Annotated in this window: 25 protein-coding genes; 14 read left to right on the top strand and 11 right to left on the bottom strand. The window is 63.0% G+C overall.

The genetic code is table 11. The annotated features are described in order from the left end of the window. From VL202_RS04320 to guaA, 4 genes are all read left to right on the top strand, one after another. Window positions 1-481: TspO/MBR family protein (locus VL202_RS04320; protein ID WP_325462938.1), on the top strand; the 481-nt coding region annotated here is incomplete at its 5' end. A gap of 83 nt (window positions 482-564) precedes the next feature. After that, the gene (locus VL202_RS04325; protein ID WP_325462939.1) at window positions 565-1,017 is read left to right on the top strand and encodes a PaaI family thioesterase; all 453 of its coding nucleotides are present in this window, start codon (window positions 565-567) and stop codon (window positions 1,015-1,017) included. Then, complete coding sequence (locus VL202_RS04330) at window positions 1,014-1,652, top strand: 5'-methylthioadenosine/S-adenosylhomocysteine nucleosidase (RefSeq protein WP_325462940.1); 639 nt, start codon at window positions 1,014-1,016, stop codon at window positions 1,650-1,652. Before VL202_RS04325 ends, VL202_RS04330 begins: the two co-directional genes overlap by 4 nt. A gap of 125 nt (window positions 1,653-1,777) precedes the next feature. Then, the gene (gene guaA / locus VL202_RS04335) at window positions 1,778-3,340 is read left to right on the top strand and encodes a glutamine-hydrolyzing GMP synthase (protein WP_325462941.1); all 1,563 of its coding nucleotides are present in this window, start codon (window positions 1,778-1,780) and stop codon (window positions 3,338-3,340) included. A 185-nt stretch (window positions 3,341-3,525) separates the two neighbouring features. Here the strand turns inward: guaA and VL202_RS04340 are convergent, their stop codons facing one another. Together VL202_RS04340 and VL202_RS04345 are read right to left on the bottom strand one after the other, a co-directional pair. Continuing rightward, complete coding sequence (locus tag VL202_RS04340; protein WP_325462942.1) at window positions 3,526-4,029, bottom strand: SRPBCC family protein; 504 nt, start codon at window positions 4,027-4,029, stop codon at window positions 3,526-3,528. Further along, on the bottom strand, window positions 4,022-4,372 hold the full coding sequence (locus VL202_RS04345) for a metalloregulator ArsR/SmtB family transcription factor (RefSeq protein WP_325462943.1): 351 nt from the start codon (window positions 4,370-4,372) through the stop codon (window positions 4,022-4,024). Before VL202_RS04345 ends, VL202_RS04340 begins: the two co-directional genes overlap by 8 nt. A 185-nt stretch (window positions 4,373-4,557) precedes the next feature. On the opposite strand from VL202_RS04345, the gene VL202_RS04350 reads away from it, so the two are divergent. Beyond that, window positions 4,558-4,926 carry a YciI family protein gene (locus VL202_RS04350; protein ID WP_325462944.1) on the top strand — a complete coding sequence of 123 codons (369 nt, stop codon included), beginning with the start codon at window positions 4,558-4,560 and terminating at the stop codon, window positions 4,924-4,926. A gap of 17 nt (window positions 4,927-4,943) precedes the next feature. Here the strand turns inward: VL202_RS04350 and VL202_RS04355 are convergent, their stop codons facing one another. Next, window positions 4,944-5,504, bottom strand: a complete 561-nt coding sequence (locus tag VL202_RS04355; protein WP_325462945.1) for a methylated-DNA--[protein]-cysteine S-methyltransferase — start codon at window positions 5,502-5,504, stop codon at window positions 4,944-4,946. Between the two features lie 182 nt (window positions 5,505-5,686). Here VL202_RS04355 and VL202_RS04360 point away from each other — a divergent pair, with 182 nt between their 5' ends. The 4 genes from VL202_RS04360 (at window position 5,687) to ybaK (ending at window position 8,461) form a co-directional block, all read left to right on the top strand. Then, window positions 5,687-6,328 (top strand): 2'-5' RNA ligase family protein, encoded by a 642-nt coding sequence (locus tag VL202_RS04360; protein ID WP_325462946.1) that lies wholly within the window; start codon window positions 5,687-5,689, stop codon window positions 6,326-6,328. Window positions 6,329-6,484: 156 nt separating this feature from the next. Continuing rightward, window positions 6,485-7,543, top strand: a complete 1,059-nt coding sequence (locus VL202_RS04365; protein ID WP_325462947.1) for a succinylglutamate desuccinylase/aspartoacylase domain-containing protein — start codon at window positions 6,485-6,487, stop codon at window positions 7,541-7,543. Between the two features lie 89 nt (window positions 7,544-7,632). Continuing rightward, window positions 7,633-7,983 carry an ArsC family reductase gene (locus VL202_RS04370; RefSeq protein ID WP_325462948.1) on the top strand — a complete coding sequence of 117 codons (351 nt, stop codon included), beginning with the start codon at window positions 7,633-7,635 and terminating at the stop codon, window positions 7,981-7,983. Window positions 7,984-7,987: 4 nt separating this feature from the next. After that, window positions 7,988-8,461, top strand: coding sequence for a Cys-tRNA(Pro) deacylase (ybaK, locus tag VL202_RS04375; RefSeq protein ID WP_325462949.1), 474 nt, complete (start codon window positions 7,988-7,990; stop codon window positions 8,459-8,461). A gap of 7 nt (window positions 8,462-8,468) precedes the next feature. Here ybaK and VL202_RS04380 read toward each other — a convergent pair whose 3' ends face one another. After that, entirely contained in the window at window positions 8,469-8,918 is a 450-nt protein-coding gene (locus tag VL202_RS04380; protein WP_325462950.1) for a MarR family winged helix-turn-helix transcriptional regulator, read from the bottom strand. A gap of 78 nt (window positions 8,919-8,996) precedes the next feature. Between VL202_RS04380 and VL202_RS04385 the strand changes: the two genes are divergently transcribed. Both VL202_RS04385 and VL202_RS04390 read left to right on the top strand, forming a co-directional pair. Next, on the top strand, window positions 8,997-9,686 hold the full coding sequence (locus VL202_RS04385; protein ID WP_325462951.1) for a glutathione S-transferase family protein: 690 nt from the start codon (window positions 8,997-8,999) through the stop codon (window positions 9,684-9,686). A 98-nt stretch (window positions 9,687-9,784) separates the two neighbouring features. Beyond that, window positions 9,785-11,032 carry an aminopeptidase gene (locus VL202_RS04390; RefSeq protein WP_325462952.1) on the top strand — a complete coding sequence of 416 codons (1,248 nt, stop codon included), beginning with the start codon at window positions 9,785-9,787 and terminating at the stop codon, window positions 11,030-11,032. A gap of 46 nt (window positions 11,033-11,078) precedes the next feature. On the opposite strand, the gene VL202_RS04395 is transcribed toward VL202_RS04390, so the two are convergent. Further along, the gene (locus VL202_RS04395; protein ID WP_325462953.1) at window positions 11,079-11,981 is read right to left on the bottom strand and encodes an EamA family transporter; all 903 of its coding nucleotides are present in this window, start codon (window positions 11,979-11,981) and stop codon (window positions 11,079-11,081) included. 83 nt (window positions 11,982-12,064) lie between these two features. Here VL202_RS04395 and VL202_RS04400 point away from each other — a divergent pair, with 83 nt between their 5' ends. Then, the gene (locus VL202_RS04400) at window positions 12,065-12,553 is read left to right on the top strand and encodes a MarR family transcriptional regulator (protein ID WP_325462962.1); all 489 of its coding nucleotides are present in this window, start codon (window positions 12,065-12,067) and stop codon (window positions 12,551-12,553) included. 3 nt (window positions 12,554-12,556) lie between these two features. Here the strand turns inward: VL202_RS04400 and hemW are convergent, their stop codons facing one another. The 4 genes from hemW to rph form a co-directional block, all read right to left on the bottom strand. Further along, window positions 12,557-13,732: a radical SAM family heme chaperone HemW gene (gene hemW / locus VL202_RS04405; protein WP_325462954.1), complete on the bottom strand. Its 1,176-nt coding sequence runs from the start codon at window positions 13,730-13,732 to the stop codon at window positions 12,557-12,559. 316 nt (window positions 13,733-14,048) lie between these two features. Then, complete coding sequence (gene rdgB, locus VL202_RS04410) at window positions 14,049-14,693, bottom strand: RdgB/HAM1 family non-canonical purine NTP pyrophosphatase (RefSeq protein WP_325462955.1); 645 nt, start codon at window positions 14,691-14,693, stop codon at window positions 14,049-14,051. Window positions 14,694-14,704: 11 nt separating this feature from the next. Continuing rightward, a complete protein-coding gene (locus tag VL202_RS04415; protein ID WP_325462956.1) occupies window positions 14,705-15,124 on the bottom strand; it encodes a VOC family protein in 420 nt (139 codons plus the stop codon). A gap of 114 nt (window positions 15,125-15,238) precedes the next feature. Next, window positions 15,239-15,958 carry a ribonuclease PH gene (rph, locus tag VL202_RS04420; RefSeq protein WP_325462957.1) on the bottom strand — a complete coding sequence of 240 codons (720 nt, stop codon included), beginning with the start codon at window positions 15,956-15,958 and terminating at the stop codon, window positions 15,239-15,241. Between the two features lie 210 nt (window positions 15,959-16,168). On the opposite strand from rph, the gene hrcA reads away from it, so the two are divergent. Further along, complete coding sequence (hrcA, locus tag VL202_RS04425; RefSeq protein WP_414692801.1) at window positions 16,169-17,227, top strand: heat-inducible transcriptional repressor HrcA; 1,059 nt, start codon at window positions 16,169-16,171, stop codon at window positions 17,225-17,227. 121 nt (window positions 17,228-17,348) lie between these two features. Then, window positions 17,349-17,972 (top strand): nucleotide exchange factor GrpE, encoded by a 624-nt coding sequence (gene grpE / locus VL202_RS04430; RefSeq protein WP_325462959.1) that lies wholly within the window; start codon window positions 17,349-17,351, stop codon window positions 17,970-17,972. 158 nt (window positions 17,973-18,130) lie between these two features. Here grpE and VL202_RS04435 read toward each other — a convergent pair whose 3' ends face one another. Next, window positions 18,131-19,684: an acetolactate synthase large subunit gene (locus tag VL202_RS04435; RefSeq protein WP_325462960.1), complete on the bottom strand. Its 1,554-nt coding sequence runs from the start codon at window positions 19,682-19,684 to the stop codon at window positions 18,131-18,133. A gap of 115 nt (window positions 19,685-19,799) precedes the next feature. Further along, the coding region (locus VL202_RS04440; RefSeq protein WP_325462961.1) for a D-arabinono-1,4-lactone oxidase at window positions 19,800-20,056 on the bottom strand (257 nt) is incomplete at its 5' end.

Below are 20,056 nucleotides of genomic sequence, written 5' to 3' on the forward strand. Positions count from 1 at the left end.
TGGGAGCGTCCGGCTCTACCTCCGTCGCATGAACCGTATCGTCATCCATATTCTCTTCGTCGCCGGCGTTCTGGGCTGCGGCCTGCTCATCGGCATCAACAACATCCCCGGCGAATGGTACCAGTCGCTGGCCAAGCCCTCGTTCAATCCGCCGAACTGGATTTTCGCGCCGGTCTGGTCGGTGCTCTATGTCATCATCGGCTTTGTCGGCGCCCGCACGTTCATGGATCACCGGCATTCGGCGGCGATGCGGTTCTGGGTGGCGCAGATGATCTTCAATTTCGCCTGGTCGCCACTGTTCTTCGGCGCCCGCGAAATCGCGCTGGCGTTGATCGTCATCCTTGCGCTGCTGATCTCGATCGCCGCCTTCATCATGGTGAGCCGCAAGCGAGATTATCTCTCCGCCATCCTGTTCCTGCCCTATCTCGCCTGGGTCGCCTTTGCCACCCTGCTCAACGGGTCGATTTTCTTGGTGAATTGAACTTGTCCCGGTTTCGGCCACATGCCACTGTTGCAACGCAACCGGGCAATCGCGCCCGCTCATGGGGGCACACGTTCAGGCCGATGACAGACTGGCATAACGCGGATTTCCGCGACCGCATCGCTAAGAGTTTCAGCCGGCAGGCCGCCATGGCGACGATCGGCGCCGAGTTGACGCGGGTGGAGCAGGGGACGGTGGAAATCGAGCTGCCCTTCGACGAAAAACTGACGCAGCAGCACGGATTCCTGCATGCCGGCATCATTTCGGCGGCGCTCGATGCGGCCGGCACCTATGCCGCCTATTCCGTCATCGATCCGGATGCCTCGATCCTGACGATCGAATTCAAGGTCAACCTGATGTCGCCGGGGCGGGGCGAGCGCTTCCTGTTTCGCGGCGAGGTGACGAAGCCCGGCACGACGATCATCGTTTCGGACGGGCGCGGCTACGCGATTTCCTCCGATGGCCCCGCCAAGCTGATCGCCTCGATGACCGGCACGATGATGGTGATCCGCGGACGCGAGGGGATCGAAGGATGAGCTTCGAGCTGAAGCCTGTGGCGGGAAAGACGCTGCTCTACGTCATGGCTGTCGATGCGGAATACGGTACGCATCTGCGCGCCCGCATCTCGCCGCTGATGACCGGCGTCGGCCCGGTGGAGGCGGCAGTGACTTTGACGCGCACGCTGGCCGAACTGAACGCCCGTGAAAGCCTCCCGGATCTCGTTGTCTCGCTCGGGTCGGCCGGCTCTGCCCGGCTGGAACAGGCCGAGGTCTATCAGGCGACGTCGGTTGCCTATCGCGACATGGACGCGTCGCCGCTTGGCTTCGTCAAGGGTGAAACGCCCTTCCTCGACCTGCCGGTGACCGTCGATCTGCCGTTCTCGATTCCCGGCGTCAGGCCGGCCAGCCTCTCGACCGGCGCCAACATCGTCTCGGGCGCCACCTATGACACGATCGCTGCCGACATGGTCGAGATGGAGACCTTCGCGGCCTTGCGCGCCTGCCAGTCCTTCGGCATTCCGTTGATCGGCCTGCGCGGCATTTCCGACGGAAAGGCAGAGCTGAAGCATGTCGGCGACTGGACGGAATATCTCCACGTTATCGACGAGAAGCTGGCCGTCACTGTGGATGCGCTGGAGAAGGCGCTGGAAACCGGCGATATCGCGCTTTGAGCGCATGACATCGCCGTCGCTGAAATTGTCCGGGTGCAATGTAATCGTTGCGCTTGCCGCCGCCTTTAATTAAAGGCTGGCGCAACATTTCCCATCAGATGATCACAAGCTAACGGAAGCGCGTCATGACAGCGACAGTCCATCCCGATACCGTTCTCATCATCGATTTCGGCAGTCAGGTCACCCAGCTGATCGCGCGCCGGGTGCGCGAGACCGGCGTCTACTGCGAGATCGTTCCCTTCCAGTCGGCCGAAGAGGGCTTCAAGCGGCTCAATCCGAAGGCGATCATCCTGTCGGGCAGCCCGGCATCGACATTGGATATCGGCTCACCGCGTGCGCCAAACGTGGTGTTCGACAGCGGGGTGCCGGTTCTCGGCATCTGCTATGGCCAGCAGACCATGTGCGAACAGCTCGGCGGCAAGGTCGAGGCCGGCCATCACCGCGAATTCGGTCGCGCCTTCATCGAGATCGACAAGGATTGCGCGCTTTACGATGGCATCTGGACCGTCGGTTCGCGCCATCAGGTGTGGATGAGCCATGGCGACCGCGTCACCGCCATCCCCGCCGGCTTCGAGGTCGTCGCCACCTCGCCGAACGCCCCCTTCGCCTTCATCGCCAATGAAGCGAAGAAATTCTACGCCGTACAGTTCCACCCGGAAGTCGTGCACACGCCGGATGGCGCCAAGCTGCTTGCCAATTTCGTCCACAAGATCGCGGGCCTCAAGGGTGACTGGTCGATGGCCGCCTATCGCGACAAGGCCGTTGCCAATATCCGCGCCCAGGTGGGCGACAAGCGCGTCATCTGCGGCCTGTCCGGCGGTGTCGATAGCTCCGTTGCCGCGCTGCTGATCCACGAAGCGGTCGGCTCCCAGCTGACCTGCATCCTCGTAGACCACGGCCTGATGCGCAAGAACGAGGCGGCCGACGTGGTCGCCATGTTCAAGGAGCATTACAACCTGCATCTCGTCCATGTCGATGCATCGGACATGTTCATCAACGCGCTGGAAGGCGAGAGCGACCCGGAAACCAAGCGCAAGACCATCGGCCGCCTGTTCATCGATGTGTTCGAGGCCGAAGCCAAGAAGCTCGGCGGTGCCGACTTCCTCGCCCAGGGCACGCTCTATCCGGATGTCATCGAAAGCGTCTCGTTCACCGGCGGCCCTTCGGTCACCATCAAGTCGCACCACAATGTCGGCGGCCTTCCGGCGCGCATGAACATGCAGCTGGTCGAGCCTCTGCGCGAACTGTTCAAGGACGAGGTCCGCATCCTCGGCAAGGAACTCGGGCTTCCCGACAGCTTCATCGGCCGCCACCCGTTCCCGGGACCGGGCCTTGCCATTCGCTGCCCCGGCGGCATCACCCGCGAGAAGCTGGAAATCCTGCGCGAGGCGGATGCCGTCTATCTCGACGAAATCCGCAAGGCCGGCCTCTACGACGCCATCTGGCAGGCTTTCGCCGTGCTGCTGCCGGTCCAGACCGTCGGCGTCATGGGCGACGGCCGCACCTATGAATTCGTCTGCGCGCTGCGCGCCGTCACCTCGGTCGATGGCATGACGGCGGATTTCTATCACTACGACATGGACTTCCTCGGCCGCGCCGCCACCCGCATCATCAACGAAGTCCGCGGCATCAACCGCGTCGTCTATGATGTGACCAGCAAGCCGCCGGGCACGATCGAGTGGGAATAACAAACGCGAACGGCGGCGTTGCGCGCCGCCGTGTCAGGCTTGCTCCCGTCATCCTCGGACTGGCTCCGAGGAACTGCAAATGCAAATGAAATCATGCTCTTGCAGATGCTTGGGACAGGTACGAGCATGATGGAGCGTATGTGGCAGCCCTGTCCGTCGCTATTCCCTCTATGCGTCGTAAATGCTTAAGGGTTGAGGGTAAGCAGCAGTTCGTCGAGCTGCTCGAACTGTTCGGGCATTCCGCCTTCCATGCCGGCGCAGGCTTCGTCGAGGGCTTCTTTCGTGGGGTAGAGTTCGTGCAGGGTCAGCAATGTCCTGTCGCCCTTGTCCTCGAAGGTGACGGTGGTGAGTGCTGCGTCCTCGCTTTCCTCGTTCGTCCAGACGAGGCGGGTATTGGGGATGACGTCGAGATATTTTCCGAAGAATTCCATGGTGTTTTCGGCATCGTGGCTGAAGGCGACGCGGTAGCCGCCGCCGGTGCGGACATCCATGTCGCAGGAAAACAAGGGCACGCCGGAGGATTTCGGCGCCCACCAGCGCATGAAGAGTTCGGGCTTGGTCCAGGCCTCGTATACAAGACGTGCCGGGGCATCGAAAAACCGCGTCACGACCAGTTCACGGTCCGATTTGCGTTCGACCGTCGTGCGCTGATCTGCGAAGGGGGATACTGTGGGCCTTTGCTCATCCATTGGTTTTCTCCTTTCGTTTCATATCCTCAAGAACCGTGTCGAGATCGTCGAAGCGCGCCGCCCAGAGCTGGCGGTAGCTTTCGATCCATGCCGCCTCTTCCTCAAGCCGGCGCGACCCGAGACTGCAGGTGCGCACGCGGCCGATCTTCCGCGTCGTGACGAGCCCCGCCTGTTCCAGCACGCCGACATGCTTCTTCATGCCCGTCAGCGTCATCTGGAACTTGTCGGCAAGCTCGGTGATGGAAGCCTCCGCCTGTCCAAGCTGTTCCAGCACGCCGCGTCGTGTGGCGTCGGATAGCGCCGCGAAAGCGGCATCGAGATGAAGTCGTGAAAACTGAACCATTTGGTTCAGTGTATAGCGCAAGGGATGGTGGTGTGCAAGGGGCGTGCAACGCGGCGGCTGGCCTTGATGTCGCCTCTGCATCCTCTACCATAGAAGAATCCGCGGGCATGCCGTCGATTTTCCGGCGAGCCGCTCGTCGTTGTGATGCCAGGCCGGTGCGACCGGCTTCAACAAGGAGACAGGCGATGCGTGTGATGGTGCTCGTGAAGGCGACGGAAGACAGTGAAAAGGGCTTTTCCCCCACGCCCGAAACCAACGAGATGATGGAGGCGATGGGCCGGTTCAACGACGAGTTGGAAGCCGCCGGCATCCTCGTCACCGCCGATGGCCTGAAACCCTCTTCCGCCGGCAAGCGGATCGCCTTCCACGGCCCGAAGCGCAGGGTTATCGACGGTCCCTTCGCGGAAGCCCGCGAACTGGTCGCAGGCTTCTGGCTCTGGAATGTCAAGGATATGGACGAGGCGGTCGAATGGGTGAAACGCTGCCCCAATCCGATGCCGGGGCCGAGCGAGATCGAAATCCGGCCGCTCTATGAAATGGCCGATCTGCAGTGACGGCCGGGCCGTAGTGGCTACAGCAGCAGCGTTTGCTGCGCCGGCTCCGGCCTGAAATGGACGCCTTCGAGCTCCAGCATGTGGACCTTGGCGGTGGCGCCGCCGGGGGCGGAGAAGCCGCCGACCTTGCCGCCGGCGGCCAATACCCGGTGGCAGGGGATGATCAGCGGAACCGGGTTCTTCGCCATGGCCTGACCGACATCGCGGGCGGCCTGCGGGCCGGCGCCAAGTTCCTTCGCCAATGTCCCGTAGGTGGTCGTGTGACCCCAGCCGACGCGGCGCAGGGCGGCGTAGATCTGCCGGAAGAATTCTTCCTGGCCCTCGAGATCGAGCTGGACGTCTGAAAAATCGATCGTCTCGCCATCGAAATAACGCTTCACGGCGGCGATGATGTCGGCGATTGCCGGCGTCGGCGTGCTCCGTTCGGCGCCGGGCACGCGGCGCAGCATGGTGCGTTCCGTTGCCTCGGTGCTCCGCGTCGGCAACTGGAAGCGGGTAACGCCGATCTCGTTCCAGGCGATCCCGCACCAGCCGCCGGCCGTTTCGAAGATGTGATAGGTCTGGGCTCTCTCGGCCATGATGTTCTTCCCGGTGTGGATCATGGTCCGATTTTTGATCAGTTCTCGCCCGAAAGCCACCCGTTTCTTGAACGTCATGCGTTCTGTTTTGTGGGAATAAATTCACAATGTTCATGTTTTGTTCTTGATCACGCAACAGACTCACGTATACTGGCCGCATCCACAAAGAGGTGAGGTTTGCCATGCTTGAAACAGCCGGGAATGAAGTCGTGCGCGCCGAGCGGCAGTCCGTCGCGTTCGGCAATGGAGGGGCGGGGATGAGGCCGCGCAACAGGCGTGTCGGGGATTTCGGAGCGAGCAATCTCTTTCTCGCCCTCATGCCGGAGCGGGACGCGGCCCTGCGCGCCGCCGATATCGGCCGCGATGCCGTTCGCCGTCATGACCTGTCGAGCGTACCGCGTCCGCAGGACCTGATGCATGTGTCGCTGAACGGCGTCGGCAGGTATAACGGCGTTCCCGAAGAGACCGTCTTTGCCGTTTCGGCGGCGATGTCGACGGTCAAGGCAATGCCGTTCGAAGTGACCTTCGATCGTGTATCGTACTTCTCCGGGCCGAATGCCGTTGTGTTGACCAATGCCGTGCGCAGCGAGGAGATGATGGACCTGCATGTGCAGATTGCCAAGGAAATGTGGGCTGTCGGCCTGACCTTCACCTACAATCCGCGCTTCCTGCCGCATCTGACGCTGGCCTATGACGACAAGCCTATTCCGGAACACCTTATTGCCGAGCCGGTGACCTGGACCGCCCGCGAATTCGTCCTCGTCCGCAGCATCATCGGCAAGAGCCGGTATGAATGTCTCAACCGCTGGCCGCTTCTGGGGTGAGGCGGGTCTTCGGGGTGTCGAGGGGGGGCGATGTTTCGCGGGCCTCCTCGCACTGCGGTGTTCCAACACGTATCCATCCGGATGTCCCGATTTTTGACGTCTTGCGCCGGCGTTGGGGACGTCGCATAAGCCCTTGAAAACGGGAGGCGCGGACGCATGGATATTTCCGAAGTTATCATCGAGGGCGACACGATCGGCACGAGCTTTCGCCTGCCGGTCATTCGGTTCAAGGGCAACGACGACACGGCACCGAAGGTCTATCTGCAGGCGGCGCTGCATGCCAATGAATTGCCCGGCACGGCGCTTCTGCATTTCCTGTGCGAATACCTGCGCAAGGCCGAGGCTGATGGCGCCATTCGTGGCGACATCACCATCGTGCCGCAGGCCAATCCGATCGGCGGCGCGCAGTCGCATTTCGGCGATCCCCAGGGCCGGTTCGATCTCGGTTCGCGCACCAATTTCAACCGCGAATTCCCGCTGGTTTCGCTTGGCGAGCGCGCAACGCTGATCGCCGATCTCGACCGTTACACGGCGGTGGACCGGCTGAAGCGGCAGTTGCTGCATATGGCGCTCAGTGCCGATCTGGTGCTCGACCTGCACTGCGATGATGAATCCCTGCAATATGCCTATATCGACGAGGCTTTCTGGCCGGAGGCATCCGATCTCGCCGCGGCACTCGACATGGCCGTGGTCTTCCTGGCCGACGGCGAGAGTTCGGCCTTCGAGGAGGCGGTCGGGTACGCCTGGAAATACGAGACCGGCGAGAGGGCGAGCCGTCTGCCCGGCCGGCTGTCGACGACATTGGAACTGCGCGGCACCCGCGACGTCTATCCGGATATGGCGCGCCAGGATGCTGGAGGCCTGTTCAACTTCCTCGTCGCCCGTAGCGTCGTCGCCGGCGACGCAAAACCACTCGCGCCGTTCGCCGGCCCCGCGACGCCGCTCGACAATATCGAGATGATCCGCGCGCCGCTCTCCGGCACCGTGCTGTTTCACCGCAATATCGGCGATTGGGTCGAGGCGGGCGATTTGCTCGCCACGATCATCACCGCGCCAGGAACCGAGGGCGGCACGGTCGATCTGCATGCCCCGCAGGCTGGACTGGTTGCGACCCGCACCTCGCAGCGCTTCGCCCGTCGCCGCGACAACCTGATGAAGATCGCCTGCGCCGAAAGGACCAAGGCCGCCCGCAAGCCGGGCACGCTCGAGGCCTGAAGGCTGCCTATAGCGGGCGCCAGCCGTATTCTCAGGCCGTCTCCTTCATGCTATCCCGCTTCGCCTGCAGCAACGGGATGGCATGAAGCATGAGCGTGACGATCTACGGCATCAAGAATTGCGACACGATGAAGAAGGCGCGGACCTGGCTGGACGGTCATGGCGTCGCCTATGATTTCCACGACTACAAGGCCTCCGGCGTCGCCCGGGCCGACCTCGAACGCTGGACGGCGGCTTTGGGCTGGGAAACCGTGCTCAATCGCGCCGGCACGACATTCCGGGCGCTTGCCGACGCCGACAAGCAGGACCTCACCACTGAGAAGGCCATCGCCCTGATGCTTGCCCAGCCTTCGATGATCAAGCGGCCGATCCTGGATCGCGACGGCCAGTTTGTCGCCGGGTTCAAGCCGGAGATTTACGAACGGTTCCTGGAAGGTTGAAGCCATGTCGAAAAGCACGAGGGCGACCTTGGCGCTGACCAAGGCGGGGGCGGTGTTTACGGTTCACAGCTACGACTATGATCCCTCCGCCGACCGGATCGGCATGGCGGCGGCGGAGGCTTTGGGCGAGGAGCCTCGGCGTGTCCTGAAGACTTTGATGGCCGAGGTGGACGGCAAGCCGGTCTGTGTCGTCGTGCCGTCCGATCGCGAGGTCAGCATGAAGAAGCTGGCCGCTGCCTTCCATGGTAAATCGGCCAATATGATGAAGCCGGCGGAAGCCGAGCGGTTGACCGGCTATCATGTCGGCGGCATCAGTCCGTTCGGCCAGAAGAAGCAGGTGCCCACCGCGATCGAGGAGGCGGCGCTTGGCGAGCCACTGGTTTATATCAACGGCGGCCAGCGCGGATTGCAGGTGCGCCTCGCGCCGGAGGATGCACGCAAGGCCTTGAATGCAGTCGCGGCCTCGCTGATCGCTTAAACAGGTATCAGGTTAGGTTTTTCAGCAGCGTGGCAAGTTGCGCGGCATCGGCATCCGGCAGTTTCGCCCCCACATGCCGGGCGATCGACTTCGCATAGACCGCCCACATCTCCTCCCTGAGCGCGCGGCCTTTGCCGGTGATCAGTACCCAGCGGCCGCGGCCGTCGTCGTCGAAGGTCCGGCGCTCGACCAGTCCTTCCTTTTCCAGCCGGTCGATCAGCCGGGACAGGTTGTATTGCGCCAGCAGCGTCCGCTCCTCGATCTCGAACGGTCTTAGCCGTCCGTCGGCCGCCCGCGCCAGTTCCCAGAGCACGTCGTACCAGCCGAGCGGCGGCAAATCCGCCGCCTTGAAATCGCGCTCGATGGCGCCCAGCACGCGGCTTTGGGCGCGCATCAGGCTGATCCAGGCCTGGGTGACGTCTTCGGATGGGGTTTCGTGCGGCAGCGTGTCTGACATGAATGCATTTACATCTATCTTGACGATCCTGGCAAATGAAGATATATGCAGATGCATGCAATTAATCGGAGATGTACCATGCATTCGAAAGTCCTGACGCTGGTCAGCCACCATCTCTGCCCCTATGTCCAGCGGGCCTCGATCGTCCTGTCGGAAAAGGGCACGCCGTTCGAGCGGACCTATATCGACCTCGCCGCCAAGCCCGACTGGTTCCTGCGCATCTCGCCGCTCGGCAAGGTGCCGCTTCTGGCGGTGCCGCGCGGCCGGGCCGATGCTATCCTGTTCGAAAGCGCCGTCATCTGCGAATATCTGGAGGAAACGCAGGCAGGCCCGGCGCTGCATCCGGACGATCCGCTCCTAAAGGCCCGCCATCGCGGCTGGATGGAATTCGGCTCGTCGATCCTTGCCGATCTCTGGGTCTACGAGACGACGAAGGACGAGGCGCAGTTCGAGGCCAAGCGGCAGGTGCTGGCGGGAAAATTCGCGACGCTGGAGCAGGAGCTTGGCGATGGTCCCTATTTCGCCGGTGACAGGTTCTCGATGGTCGATGCTGTCTTCGCGCCGGTCTTCCGCTATTTCGAGCTGTTCGAAAGCCTGTTTCTCAGCGGTATCTTCAATGGGTTGCCCAAAGTCGCCGCCTGGCAACGGGCGCTTGCCGCACGTCCGAGCGTGATTGCGGCGGTGACGCAGGATTATCAGGATCGCCTGATGGCTTTCCTCAAGCACCACGATGCGCATCTTTTGACGCGCAGCCTACGAGCGGCCTGACACGAAGGGTTGGGGTAAAGGTGGTCGCAAACGTCTTCCGGTTTGGTCCGAAGCGCTCTACATAGGTGGCTCGAACCAAACAGCCAGCAGGATATGCGATGACCTCTCCCGCCCATCAACCCGTCGATCCCGTCAAACTCGACAAGCTCGCCGAAGTCGCCGTCAAGGTCGGGTTGCAGCTGCAGCGCGGGCAGGACCTGCTGATCACGGCGCCAGTCGCGGCCATGCCACTGGTGCGGCTGATCACCAAACATGCCTATATGGCCGGCGCCGGTCTGGTGACGACCTTCTATTCCGACGAGGAAACGACACTCTCGCGTTATGCCCACGCGCCGGACGAAAGCTTCGACCGGGCGACCGGCTGGCTCTACGACGGCATGGCCAAGGCCTTTGGCGCGAATACCGCCCGCCTTGCCATTTCCGGTGACAATCCGATGATGCTGGCAAGCCAGGACCCGGCCAAGGTGGCACGCGCCAACAAGGCGCTGTCGATGGCCTACAAGCCGGCGCTGGAGAAGATCTCCAATTTCGACATCAACTGGAACATCGTCTCCTATCCGAACCCGGCCTGGGCCAAGCAGATGTTTCCGGATGACCCAGAGATCGTCGCCGTCGAAAAGCTCGCCAATGCGATCTTTGCTGCCTCGCGCGTCGATGTCGCCGACCCGATCGCGGCTTGGGCAGAGCACAATGCCAACCTCGCCAAGCGGTCCTCCTGGCTGAACGGAGAGCGCTTCTCGGCGCTGCATTTCACCGGCCCTGGCACGGACCTGACGGTCGGCCTGGCGGATGGCCACGAATGGCATGGCGGCGCCTCGACCGCGAAGAACGGCATCACCTGCAACGCCAACATCCCGACCGAGGAAGTCTTCACCACGCCGCATGCGCTGCGCGTTGAAGGCCATGTCTCGAGCACCAAGCCGCTGTCGCACCAGGGCACGCTGATCGACGATATCCAGGTTCGCTTCGAAGGCGGTCGTATCGTCGAGGCCAAGGCGTCGAAGGGCGAGGAAGTGCTGAACAAGGTGCTTGACACCGATGAAGGCGCGCGACGTCTCGGAGAGGTGGCGCTGGTGCCGCATTCCTCGCCGATCTCGGCCAGCGGCGTTCTGTTCTACAACACGCTGTTCGACGAGAATGCCTCCTGCCATATCGCCCTCGGCCAGTGCTATTCGAAATGTTTCCTCGATGGCGCGTCGCTGAGCCAGGATCAGATCAAGGCGCAGGGCGGCAATTCCAGCCTGATCCATATCGATTGGATGATCGGCTCCGGCGCGGTCGATATCGACGGTGTGCGCGCCGATGGCGCCAAGGTTCCGGTCATGCGCAAGGGCGAATGGGCCTGATCTATCAAGAAATCCCCCGCGACCGCTCGGTTGCGGGGGATGAGACTTAACGGCCGGTCGCAGGCATGGCCGTGACCGGTGCTGCGGGACGCGGGGCCATCTGTGCGCGCTGCCCGAGCCAGACGCTGGCCAGCACGGTGACCATGCCGACGGTCTGCAGCGGGCTCAGGTTCTGGTCGAGCACGCCCCAGCCGAGAAGGGTCGCGACCAGCGGGCTGAGGAAACCGAGCGGCGCAACGATCGCCGGTCCGATCCGCGCAATCCCCCGAAACCACAGGACCGCGGTGAAGGCGGCGCCGATCAGGCCAAGCCAGGCCATGCCGAGAATATTGGCCATGGTCGGCACCGGCGGGGCCGGTTCCAGCAGCAGGGCGACCGGCAGCAGCAGCAGCCCGCCCGCCGTCAATTGCCAGGCGGTGACAGTCAGGCTGGAGACGGGCGGCGCCCAGCGGCGGGTCAGCACCGTGCCGAAGGCCATGGACACCGCGCCGGCGAGACCGGCGATCACGCCGATCGGATCCAGCGCCGCGCTTGGCGTCAGCACCAGCAAGCCGACCCCTGCCATGCCGATCAGGGCAGCGACAATCGCCAGCGGCTTCACCTGCGTGCCGATCAGCGACCGCGCCAGCAGGACGACGATCAGCGGCTGGATCGCGCCGACGGTCGCGGCGACACCGCCGGGCAGGCGATAGGCGGAGATGAACAGCATCGCCCAGAAGAACGAGAAATTGAGCGCCCCGAGAATGAAGCTGCGCCGCCACCAGATTCCGAACGGCAGCTGCCGAACGAGAAGCAGCAGGATGAGGCCGGCCGGAAGCGCGCGCAGCATGGCGACGGTCAACGGATAACCGGGCGGTAGGAACTCTGTGGTGACGAGATAGGTGCTGCCCCAGATGGCAGGTGCGATGGCGGTGAGCGCGATATCGCCGGTGGAGGAGTTTATCTTCATGTGAAGTATCTCGATTTCAAGATAAATGAAGCATAGCGCCGATTGTCTTGACGTCAAGATGAATTTTGCCTACCACCGACCGCATGGATGACGATCACGTTGACAGAATTCTGGCGCAGTGGCGCTGCGAACGGCCGGATCTCGATGTCGAGCCGATGGGCCTGCTCGGCCGCATGGCACGGCTGACGACCTATCTCGGCCGCGAAGTGGAAAAGACCTTCCTGTCGCTCGGGCTGACCTCCGCCAGCTTCGACGTCCTGGCGACCTTGCGGCGCTCCGGCAAACCCTACCAGCTTTCGCCCGGCGACCTGCTTGCAACGATGATGATCACCTCCGGCACGATGACGAACCGGATCGACCAGCTGGAAAAGGCAGGCCTCGTCGAGCGCCTGACCAATCCGGAAGACCGTCGCAGCGTGCTGATCGCGCTGAAGCCGCAAGGGCTGGAACTGGTGGAACGCGCCGTGACCGCCCATGTCGCCAACCAGCACCGGCTGACGGAACTGCTCGCTCCGGACGAGAGGACGGCACTGGATGCAATTTTGAAGAAATACTTGGCGGCGTTTGAATAGGCCTCAGCAGGCGAGATCAGCGACCACCGAATCCAGGATCAGCATGCCGGCGGGGGTGCAGCGGAGGCGGGAATTGCCGAGGCGCTCGATGAAGCCGTGTTCGATCAGGAACTGTTCGCGCTCCGGGTCCGGCTCGCGGCCGGACAGGTCCTGCCAGCGGACGAGATCGATGCCTTCCTTCAACCGCAGACCCATCAGCAGCAGTTCGTCGGCCTGTTCGTCATAGCCCAGCACTTCCTGGTCGACCATGCCGTGGCCGTGGTCCTCGACCAGTTGCAGCCAGGCCTCCGGCTTGCGCTCGGTGGCGGTGGCGATCTTGTCGCGGCCGCGCGTGACGCGGCCATGGGCGCCGGGGCCGATGCCGGCATAGTCGCCATAGCGCCAATAGGTCAGGTTGTGACGGCTCTCGGCGCCGGGAGCGGCATGGTTGGAGACCTCGTAGGCCGGCATGCCGAAACCCTCGGTGATCTCCTGCGTCGCCTCGTAGAGCACGGCGGAGTGTTCGCCGTCAGGCACGATCAGCTTGCCTGCCTTGTGCAGGCCGTAGAAGGGCGTGCCTTCCTCGATCGTCAATTGGTAGAGCGACAGGTGATCGACGGCATAGGAGACGGCCTGTTTCAGTTCCAGTTCCCAGTCCTCGACGGTCTGGTTCGGACGCGCATAGATGAGATCGAAGGACATGCGGGGGAAGATGTCGCGGGCAAGGCCGATCGCCTTCAGCGCATCCTCGACATTGTGCAGTCGGCCGAGAAATTTGAGATCCCGGTCGTTCAGCGCCTGCACGCCGAGCGAAACGCGGTTGACGCCGGCGGCGCGATAGCCACGGAACCGCGTCGCCTCGACACTGGAAGGATTGGCCTCCAGGGTGATCTCGATGCCATCAGGCACATGCCAGAGATTGGCGATGCCATCCAGGATCGCCTCGACCGTCGCCGGGTTCATCAGCGAGGGCGTGCCGCCGCCCATGAAGATGCTGGTGACGGTGCGCGGCCCCGACATATGCCGCATCGCGGCCATCTCGGTCAGGAAGGCGCTGACAAAACGCGGCTGGTCGACAGGCTGGTGGCGGACATGGCTGTTGAAGTCACAATAGGGACACTTGGCGGCGCAGAAGGGCCAGTGCACATAAACTCCGAAACCGGGTTCCTTGCTGTCGCTGATCGAGGATAGGCTGGCCATTCTGTCTTTGGTCTTTCAGGCGCGTAGGCGCGGGGTCGTCGGGTTTTGTTGACTGCTATTTAAAGATTAAGACTGCGAAACGCTATCCCATCCATTGTACGACTTGCTTGATACTCTCAACGTCCGAAATCCGGGCCGGGTCACCCCCTCTGTCGGCGTTCTCTTCTCCCCAACGGGGAGAAGGTGGCCGATAGGCCGGATGAGGGGGCCGCAGGCACCTTGCTATTGCTCCGGCTTCGCCGAAGCCCCCTCATCGCCTCACTATGTTCGGCACATCTCCCCGCTGGGGGGAAGAGGGATCGCGCCCGCCCTCAAGCTAAGCACTCAAACACGTCTCCGCAAACAATTTGAACGCTCGCGCCCGGTGCGACAGCGCCTGTTCGTCGCCGGGCTTCCAGCCGTGTTTTTCCTCGGCACTCATTTCGCCGAAGGTGACGTCGTAACCGAGCGGCTGGAAGACCGGGTCGTAGCCGAAGCCCTGGGTGCCGCGCGGCGGCCAGACGATGTGGCCTTCGACCTCCCCCCGGAACAGTTCGACATGGCCGTCGGGCCAGGCGAGGCACAGGACCGAGACGAAACGGCCGGTACGCCGGTCGAAGGCGGTGGCGCCTGCCTCCTGGATCGCGGTCTCGACCTTTTCCATCGCCATGGCAAAATCGCGTGTGCCGTCCGCCGTCTCCGCCCAGTTGGCGGTATAGACGCCGGGGTCGCCGTTCAGGGCATCGACGACGAGGCCGGAATCGTCCGAAAGGGCGGGAAGGCCCGATGCCCGCGCCGAGGCCAGCGCCTTGATCGTGGCGTTTTCCTCGAAGGTCGTGCCCGTTTCGTCGGGTTCGGCGAAGTCGAGATCAGCGGCGGATTTGGCCTGAAAGCCGAGCGGGCCGATCAGGTCGCGGATTTCGCGGATCTTGCCGGCATTGTGGCTGGCGACGATGATGGTCTTGTCTTCGAGCTTGCGCATGCGTGTCTCTCTCAGTCGATGGTCCAGAGGCCGGGTTCGGCGCATTCCAGGCTGTTGCCGGCGGGATCGCGGAAATAGAAGGAGCGGGCGCCCGTCGGCCAGCGGATATCCGCTTCGATCGGGATGCCGGCGGTGGTCAATCTTTCGATCCAGCCGTCGAGGTTCTCTGCCGAAACCCTGAAGCAGGCATGGCCATGACCCTTCGTGCCATGCGGCGGCACGGGCAGCGCGCCCTCATGCGGCGGTTTGACCGTCTCCTCCGGATTGAAGATCAGGAGAACGCCCTGGCCGCAGCGGAAGAAGACATGACGATTGCCGGCGCGAGTGATTTTTTCGAGCCCGAGCACCGTGCCGTAGAAGCGCTCCGCGGCATCGAGGTCGTCGGCGTAGAGCGCGGTTTCGAGGATGCCTTCGAGCTTCATCTCATCCATGCGCGTTGCCCCTCATCCGGCCTGTCGGCCACCTTCTCCCCGTTGTGCCGGGGGGAAGGGACGCGCGGCAAACTCCGTTGTCCCCTTTCGCCAGACGCACCATGGGCGTTCTGGTTACCCAGCCACCGTCTGCTTCTGCAGGTCCACCAGTTCCACGATGCCGTTCTTGGCGAGGCCGAGCAGGGTGCCGAATTCCTCTTCCGAGAACGGCTTGCCTTCGGCCGTTCCCTGGATCTCGACGATGCCGCCCGATCCGGTCATGACGAAATTGGCGTCGGTCTCGGCTGCGGAATCCTCGAGATAGTCGAGGTCGATGACCGGCTGATTGGCAAAGATGCCGCAGGAAATCGCGGCGATATTGTCCTTCAGGACCTTCTCGACCTTGATCATGTTGCGGGCTTCCATCCATTTCAGGCAGTCGTGCAGTGCGATCCAGGCACCGGTGATCGACGCCGTGCGCGTGCCGCCATCCGCCTGTATGACGTCGCAGTCGATCGAGATCTGGCGTTCGCCGAGCGCCTGCAGGTCGACGACAGCGCGCAGGGAACGCCCGATCAGGCGCTGGATTTCCTGGGTGCGGCCACTCTGCTTGCCCGATGCCGCCTCGCGCCTCATGCGCTCGCCGGTGGCGCGCGGCAGCATGCCGTATTCGGCGGTGACCCAGCCCTTGCCGCTGTTGCGCAGCCATGGCGGCGTCTTGTCTTCGAGGCTCGCCGTCACCAGCACATGGGTGTCGCCGAATTTCACCAGGCAGGAGCCTTCCGCGTGTTTTGAAACATTGCGCTCGAAGGAAACCTTGCGCATCTGGTCGGTTTTTCTGCCGGAAGGCCGCATCATGAACTCCTGTGATGTTTGTCAGCCTTCTAACCTATGTTGGCTGGAAGGGAAATCATTTGCTCCAAAAGAGTGGAGGAGCGGCAAAAGGCGCGGGAGAGCAGGCATTCCTGCCATTTCCCTTTTGCTATCCGGGCCGGGATCACTATATTTCAAGAGACTTCAACAACATGGGTTCCTGCGTTCGAAATGGTGCTGGATAAAACTGCAATGCGGGAACGGTTTTCGGCGCTCGACGAACGCTCAGGCGAAATCTTTCGTCGCATCGTGGAAAGCTATCTCGAAAGCGGGGAGCCACTGGGATCTCGCAATCTTTCGCGCATCCTGCCGATGTCGCTGTCGCCGGCCTCCGTGCGCAATGTGATGAGCGATCTGGAAGATCTCGGTCTCATCTATTCGCCGCATATCAGCGCTGGCCGGCTGCCGACGCAGGTCGGCCTGCGCTTCTTCGTCGATGCCTTCATGCAGGTGGGCGACCTGTCGCCGGAAGACCGCGCCTCGATCGACCGGCATGTGCGCCGCGCGGATCGCGACCAGCCGGTCGAGACGTTGCTCAACGATGCCAGCCAGATGCTGTCGGGCATGTCGCGCGGGGCAGGGCTGGTCATCACCGCCAAGAACGATCCGGTGCTGCGCCATGTTGAATTCGTGCGGCTCGCGCCGACCAAGGCGCTGGCGGTGCTGGTCGGCGAACACGACCAGGTGGAAAACCGCATCATCGAGCTGCCGGCCGGGGTCACCAGCTCGCAATTGACGGAAGCCGCCAATTTCCTGAACGCCCATCTGGCGGGACAGACGCTGCCCGAGGTTCGCGGCCAGCTGGAAAAGGTCAAGGAGACCGTGCGGCGCGAACTCGATACGCTGAGCCGGGATCTGGTCGAGCGTGGCCTTGCCATTTGGTCGGGCAGCGAGGTGGATGACAAGCCGACGCAACTGATCGTGCGCGGTCGCGCCAATCTGCTTGAGGGGCTGGCCGGCGCCGAGGATGTCGACCGGCTGCGCATGCTGTTCGACGATCTCGAAAAGAAGGACAGCCTGATCGAAATCCTCAATCTGGCCGAAAGCGGGCCGGGCGTGCGCATCTTCATCGGTTCGGAAAACAAGCTTTTCTCGCTGTCGGGCTCATCGCTGATCGTCGCGCCCTACAAGGACAGCGACGACAAGATCGTCGGCGCCGTCGGCGTCATCGGCCCGACCCGGCTGAACTATTCCCGTATCGTTCCGATGGTGGACTATACGGCGCAGCTGATGTCGCGCCTGTCGCGATAGAGCAAATCCAGCAAAGGTGGGAACCGGTTTTTCGGCCACTTTCGATTGCACCCTTGATTTTTCGGCTTCAAAGCTCGATATCGACACCAAATCCTAACATGCTGACATTCCGGAGACCGTCATGACGGACGATACGAACAAACACGGTGCTGCTGAAGCAAATGCGGCCGATGCTGCTGCCGCAACCTATGCCGAAGCTGCCGCGGAACAGGTCGACGCGCCCGTTGCCGAACCCGATCCACTGGAGCTTGCCAGGGCCGAAGCCGCCGATTTCCGCGATCGCTACCTGAGGCTTGCCGCTGAGATGGACAACCTGCGCCGTCGCACCGAGCGCGATGTCAAGGACGCCAAGTCCTATTCGACCGCGGGCTTTGCCCGCGACATGCTGGCCGTCTCCGACAACCTGCGCCGCGCGCTGGAAGCCATCCCTGCGGAAGCCCGCGCGGCCGGCGACACCGGCTTCAACGCGCTGGTCGAAGGCGTCGAGATGACGGAACGCTCGATGCTGTCGATGCTCGAGCGTCATGGCGTCAGGAAGCTGGATCCGGTGGGCCAGAAGTTCGATCCGAACTTCCATCAGGCGATGTTCGAGGTTCCGAACGCCGAAGTGCCGAACAACACCGTCGTCCAGGTCGTCCAGGCCGGCTACACGATCGGCGAACGCGTCCTGCGCCCCGCCATGGTCGGCGTCGCCAAGGGCGGTCCGAAGGCTGTTGCCGCCACGGAAGAAACGCCGGCGGTGTGATTTTTACGGAACTGTCCTTCTCCCCGCCTGCGGGGAGAAGGTGCCCGAAGGGCGGAAGAGGCCCCGAAGGCCACCGTCAGAAGCATGCCGCACGCGCCGGCTTGCGTCGTCGCCCCTCTCCGCATCGAGGGCGCTTGGGAAGCCGCAAGCACCGGCCATCAAATAACAGCCTCGATCAGGAACGGCCCCGGACGCGACAGGGCATGGTCGAGAAGCTTGGCAAACACCTCGCATGTCTCCGCCCGCGCCGCTTCCACACCCATTCCCTTGGCCATCAACACCCAGTCGAGCGACGGATTGTCGAGGTTGAGCATGCGTCGGGCGTTTTCGCCGATCGTCTGGACGCCGACATTGCGCATTTCTCCATGCAGCACGGCGTAGGTGCGGTTGGCGAAGATGATCGTGACGATGTCGAGATGTTCCCGCGCCTGGGTCCACAGGCCCTGGACGGTGTACATGCCGCTGCCGTCGGCCTGCAGGTTCACGACTTTTCGATCGGGACAAGCAATCGCAGCACCGATGGTCAAGGGGATGCCCATGCCGATCGCGCCGCCGGTGATCATCATGAAGTCGTGCGGGGCCGCGTGTTCGGACAGCGCAAAGAACCGCCGGGCCGATGTGATGGCTTCATCGCAGACAATGGCATTGTCAGGCAGCTTTTGCGCCACGATCACAGCCACGGCGTCCTCTATCAGTGGTCCCGAAGGTTTACCTTCATCGGGAATGCGTGTTGCGCGCAGCAATGGCTGGGTGCTCTTGATCCCAAGCTCATCCCGAAGCTCTTCCAGTGCCCTCTTCAGATCGTCGCCATGGGCCGCGAGCGTCAAAACTTGGCAGCCGTCACGAACGAGGCGCCCCGGTTTGCCGGGATAGGCGAAGAAGGCGACGGGCTCGGACGCGCCGACGAGGACCAGCACGTCGATATCGGCCAGCGTCTCCAAGGCGGCATCGACGGGGTAGGGAATGCGGGTCGGCGCGACGCGTCCGCGTCCGCGCTGCATATGCGCCACCTGCACTTCGCTGAACAGGCGCACCTCGAACGCAGCCGAAATCTGCCCGGCAATCTCCAGCGCATCGGCCATTGCCGCCGCTCCCCGGACGATCATCCCGGCCCGGCCCCGAGCTTTGCGGATCGCTCCGGCAACATCGCGGATCGCATCGGGCTTGGCGGAGGTTGGTTGGGGAGGATCGCTTATCAGCGACGCAGGCGGCTGTGCCTCGCCCCAGGCCGCATCGGCGGGCAGGATGAGGGTCGCGACCCCTGGAGGCGACAGCGAGGCGTGAATGGCCGCCTTGGTCGCGAGCGCGACATCGCCCGGCCCCTCGATCCGCCGCACCCAGTTCGACATCGGCGTGGCCAGGCTCTCGATATCCGTCGTCAGGGGAGCATCGAGCGGAAGATGATAGGAGGCATGGTCGCCGACAATATTGATCATCGGAACGCGGGCACGCCGGGCGTTGTGAATGTTGGCAAGCCCGTTGGCCAGTCCCGGGCCGGTGTGCAGCAGCGTTGCCGCCGGCCGTCCCGTCATGCGCGCATAACCATCGGCCGCGCCAGTCACGACGCCCTCGAACAGGCCCAGCACACACCGCATTTCCTGGCGGCGATCAAGCGCCGTGACGAAATGCATCTCCGATGTGCCGGGGTTGGCGAAGCAGACATTGACATCATTGGCCAAAAGCACATCGCACAGAACATCAGCGCCGTTCATGGTCCGTCTCCCACCGCATTTACACGCATTGAGGCGAAGGCGCTCAGGCGAACGCCAGCCCCCTGACAAATCTAAGCGACTGCAGCGCGAGGCGCCACGCTCAAACGGAGCGATATCAGCCAAACAACTGCTTCAGGTGATCGTTCAGGAACCGGCCTTCCGGATCGAGCCTGTTGCGCAAGGCCTTGAAGTCGCGGGCACGGGGGTAAAGCGCGTCGACGTCCTCGGCCCCCATGAAATGCAGCTTGCCCCAATGCGGACGCGAGCCGAACTGGCGCAGGATATCGTCGACGTCCTTCAGGTAGTTCCAGTAGTCCGTGCCCGGCTGGCCGGAGACCGATAGCGTGATCGAATCCTGTTCAAAGAACGGGC

The sequence above is a fragment of the Pararhizobium sp. genome (assembly GCF_035497515.1).
In the GTDB taxonomy this organism is placed as follows: domain Bacteria; phylum Pseudomonadota; class Alphaproteobacteria; order Rhizobiales; family Rhizobiaceae; genus Pararhizobium.

Coding starts and splice junctions, on each gene's coding strand:
- VL202_RS04395 (WP_325462953.1), bottom strand. CDS start 11,981: ATGAAGATAAACTCCTCCACCGGCGATATCGCGCTCACCGCCATCGCA.
- VL202_RS04345 (WP_325462943.1), bottom strand. CDS start 4,372: ATGGTTCAGTTTTCACGACTTCATCTCGATGCCGCTTTCGCGGCGCTA.
- VL202_RS04365 (WP_325462947.1), top strand. CDS start 6,485: ATGGATATTTCCGAAGTTATCATCGAGGGCGACACGATCGGCACGAGC.
- VL202_RS04340 (WP_325462942.1), bottom strand. CDS start 4,029: ATGGATGAGCAAAGGCCCACAGTATCCCCCTTCGCAGATCAGCGCACG.
- VL202_RS04325 (WP_325462939.1), top strand. CDS start 565: ATGACAGACTGGCATAACGCGGATTTCCGCGACCGCATCGCTAAGAGT.
- grpE (WP_325462959.1), top strand. CDS start 17,349: ATGACGGACGATACGAACAAACACGGTGCTGCTGAAGCAAATGCGGCC.
- VL202_RS04360 (WP_325462946.1), top strand. CDS start 5,687: ATGCTTGAAACAGCCGGGAATGAAGTCGTGCGCGCCGAGCGGCAGTCC.
- VL202_RS04415 (WP_325462956.1), bottom strand. CDS start 15,124: ATGGATGAGATGAAGCTCGAAGGCATCCTCGAAACCGCGCTCTACGCC.
- VL202_RS04330 (WP_325462940.1), top strand. CDS start 1,014: ATGAGCTTCGAGCTGAAGCCTGTGGCGGGAAAGACGCTGCTCTACGTC.
- VL202_RS04350 (WP_325462944.1), top strand. CDS start 4,558: ATGCGTGTGATGGTGCTCGTGAAGGCGACGGAAGACAGTGAAAAGGGC.
- VL202_RS04385 (WP_325462951.1), top strand. CDS start 8,997: ATGCATTCGAAAGTCCTGACGCTGGTCAGCCACCATCTCTGCCCCTAT.
- VL202_RS04435 (WP_325462960.1), bottom strand. CDS start 19,684: ATGAACGGCGCTGATGTTCTGTGCGATGTGCTTTTGGCCAATGATGTC.
- rph (WP_325462957.1), bottom strand. CDS start 15,958: ATGCGGCCTTCCGGCAGAAAAACCGACCAGATGCGCAAGGTTTCCTTC.
- hrcA (WP_414692801.1), top strand. CDS start 16,169: ATGCGGGAACGGTTTTCGGCGCTCGACGAACGCTCAGGCGAAATCTTT.
- VL202_RS04390 (WP_325462952.1), top strand. CDS start 9,785: ATGACCTCTCCCGCCCATCAACCCGTCGATCCCGTCAAACTCGACAAG.
- VL202_RS04355 (WP_325462945.1), bottom strand. CDS start 5,504: ATGGCCGAGAGAGCCCAGACCTATCACATCTTCGAAACGGCCGGCGGC.
- VL202_RS04400 (WP_325462962.1), top strand. CDS start 12,065: ATGGATGACGATCACGTTGACAGAATTCTGGCGCAGTGGCGCTGCGAA.
- rdgB (WP_325462955.1), bottom strand. CDS start 14,693: ATGCGCAAGCTCGAAGACAAGACCATCATCGTCGCCAGCCACAATGCC.
- VL202_RS04380 (WP_325462950.1), bottom strand. CDS start 8,918: ATGTCAGACACGCTGCCGCACGAAACCCCATCCGAAGACGTCACCCAG.
- hemW (WP_325462954.1), bottom strand. CDS start 13,732: ATGGCCAGCCTATCCTCGATCAGCGACAGCAAGGAACCCGGTTTCGGA.
- ybaK (WP_325462949.1), top strand. CDS start 7,988: ATGTCGAAAAGCACGAGGGCGACCTTGGCGCTGACCAAGGCGGGGGCG.
- VL202_RS04370 (WP_325462948.1), top strand. CDS start 7,633: ATGAGCGTGACGATCTACGGCATCAAGAATTGCGACACGATGAAGAAG.
- guaA (WP_325462941.1), top strand. CDS start 1,778: ATGACAGCGACAGTCCATCCCGATACCGTTCTCATCATCGATTTCGGC.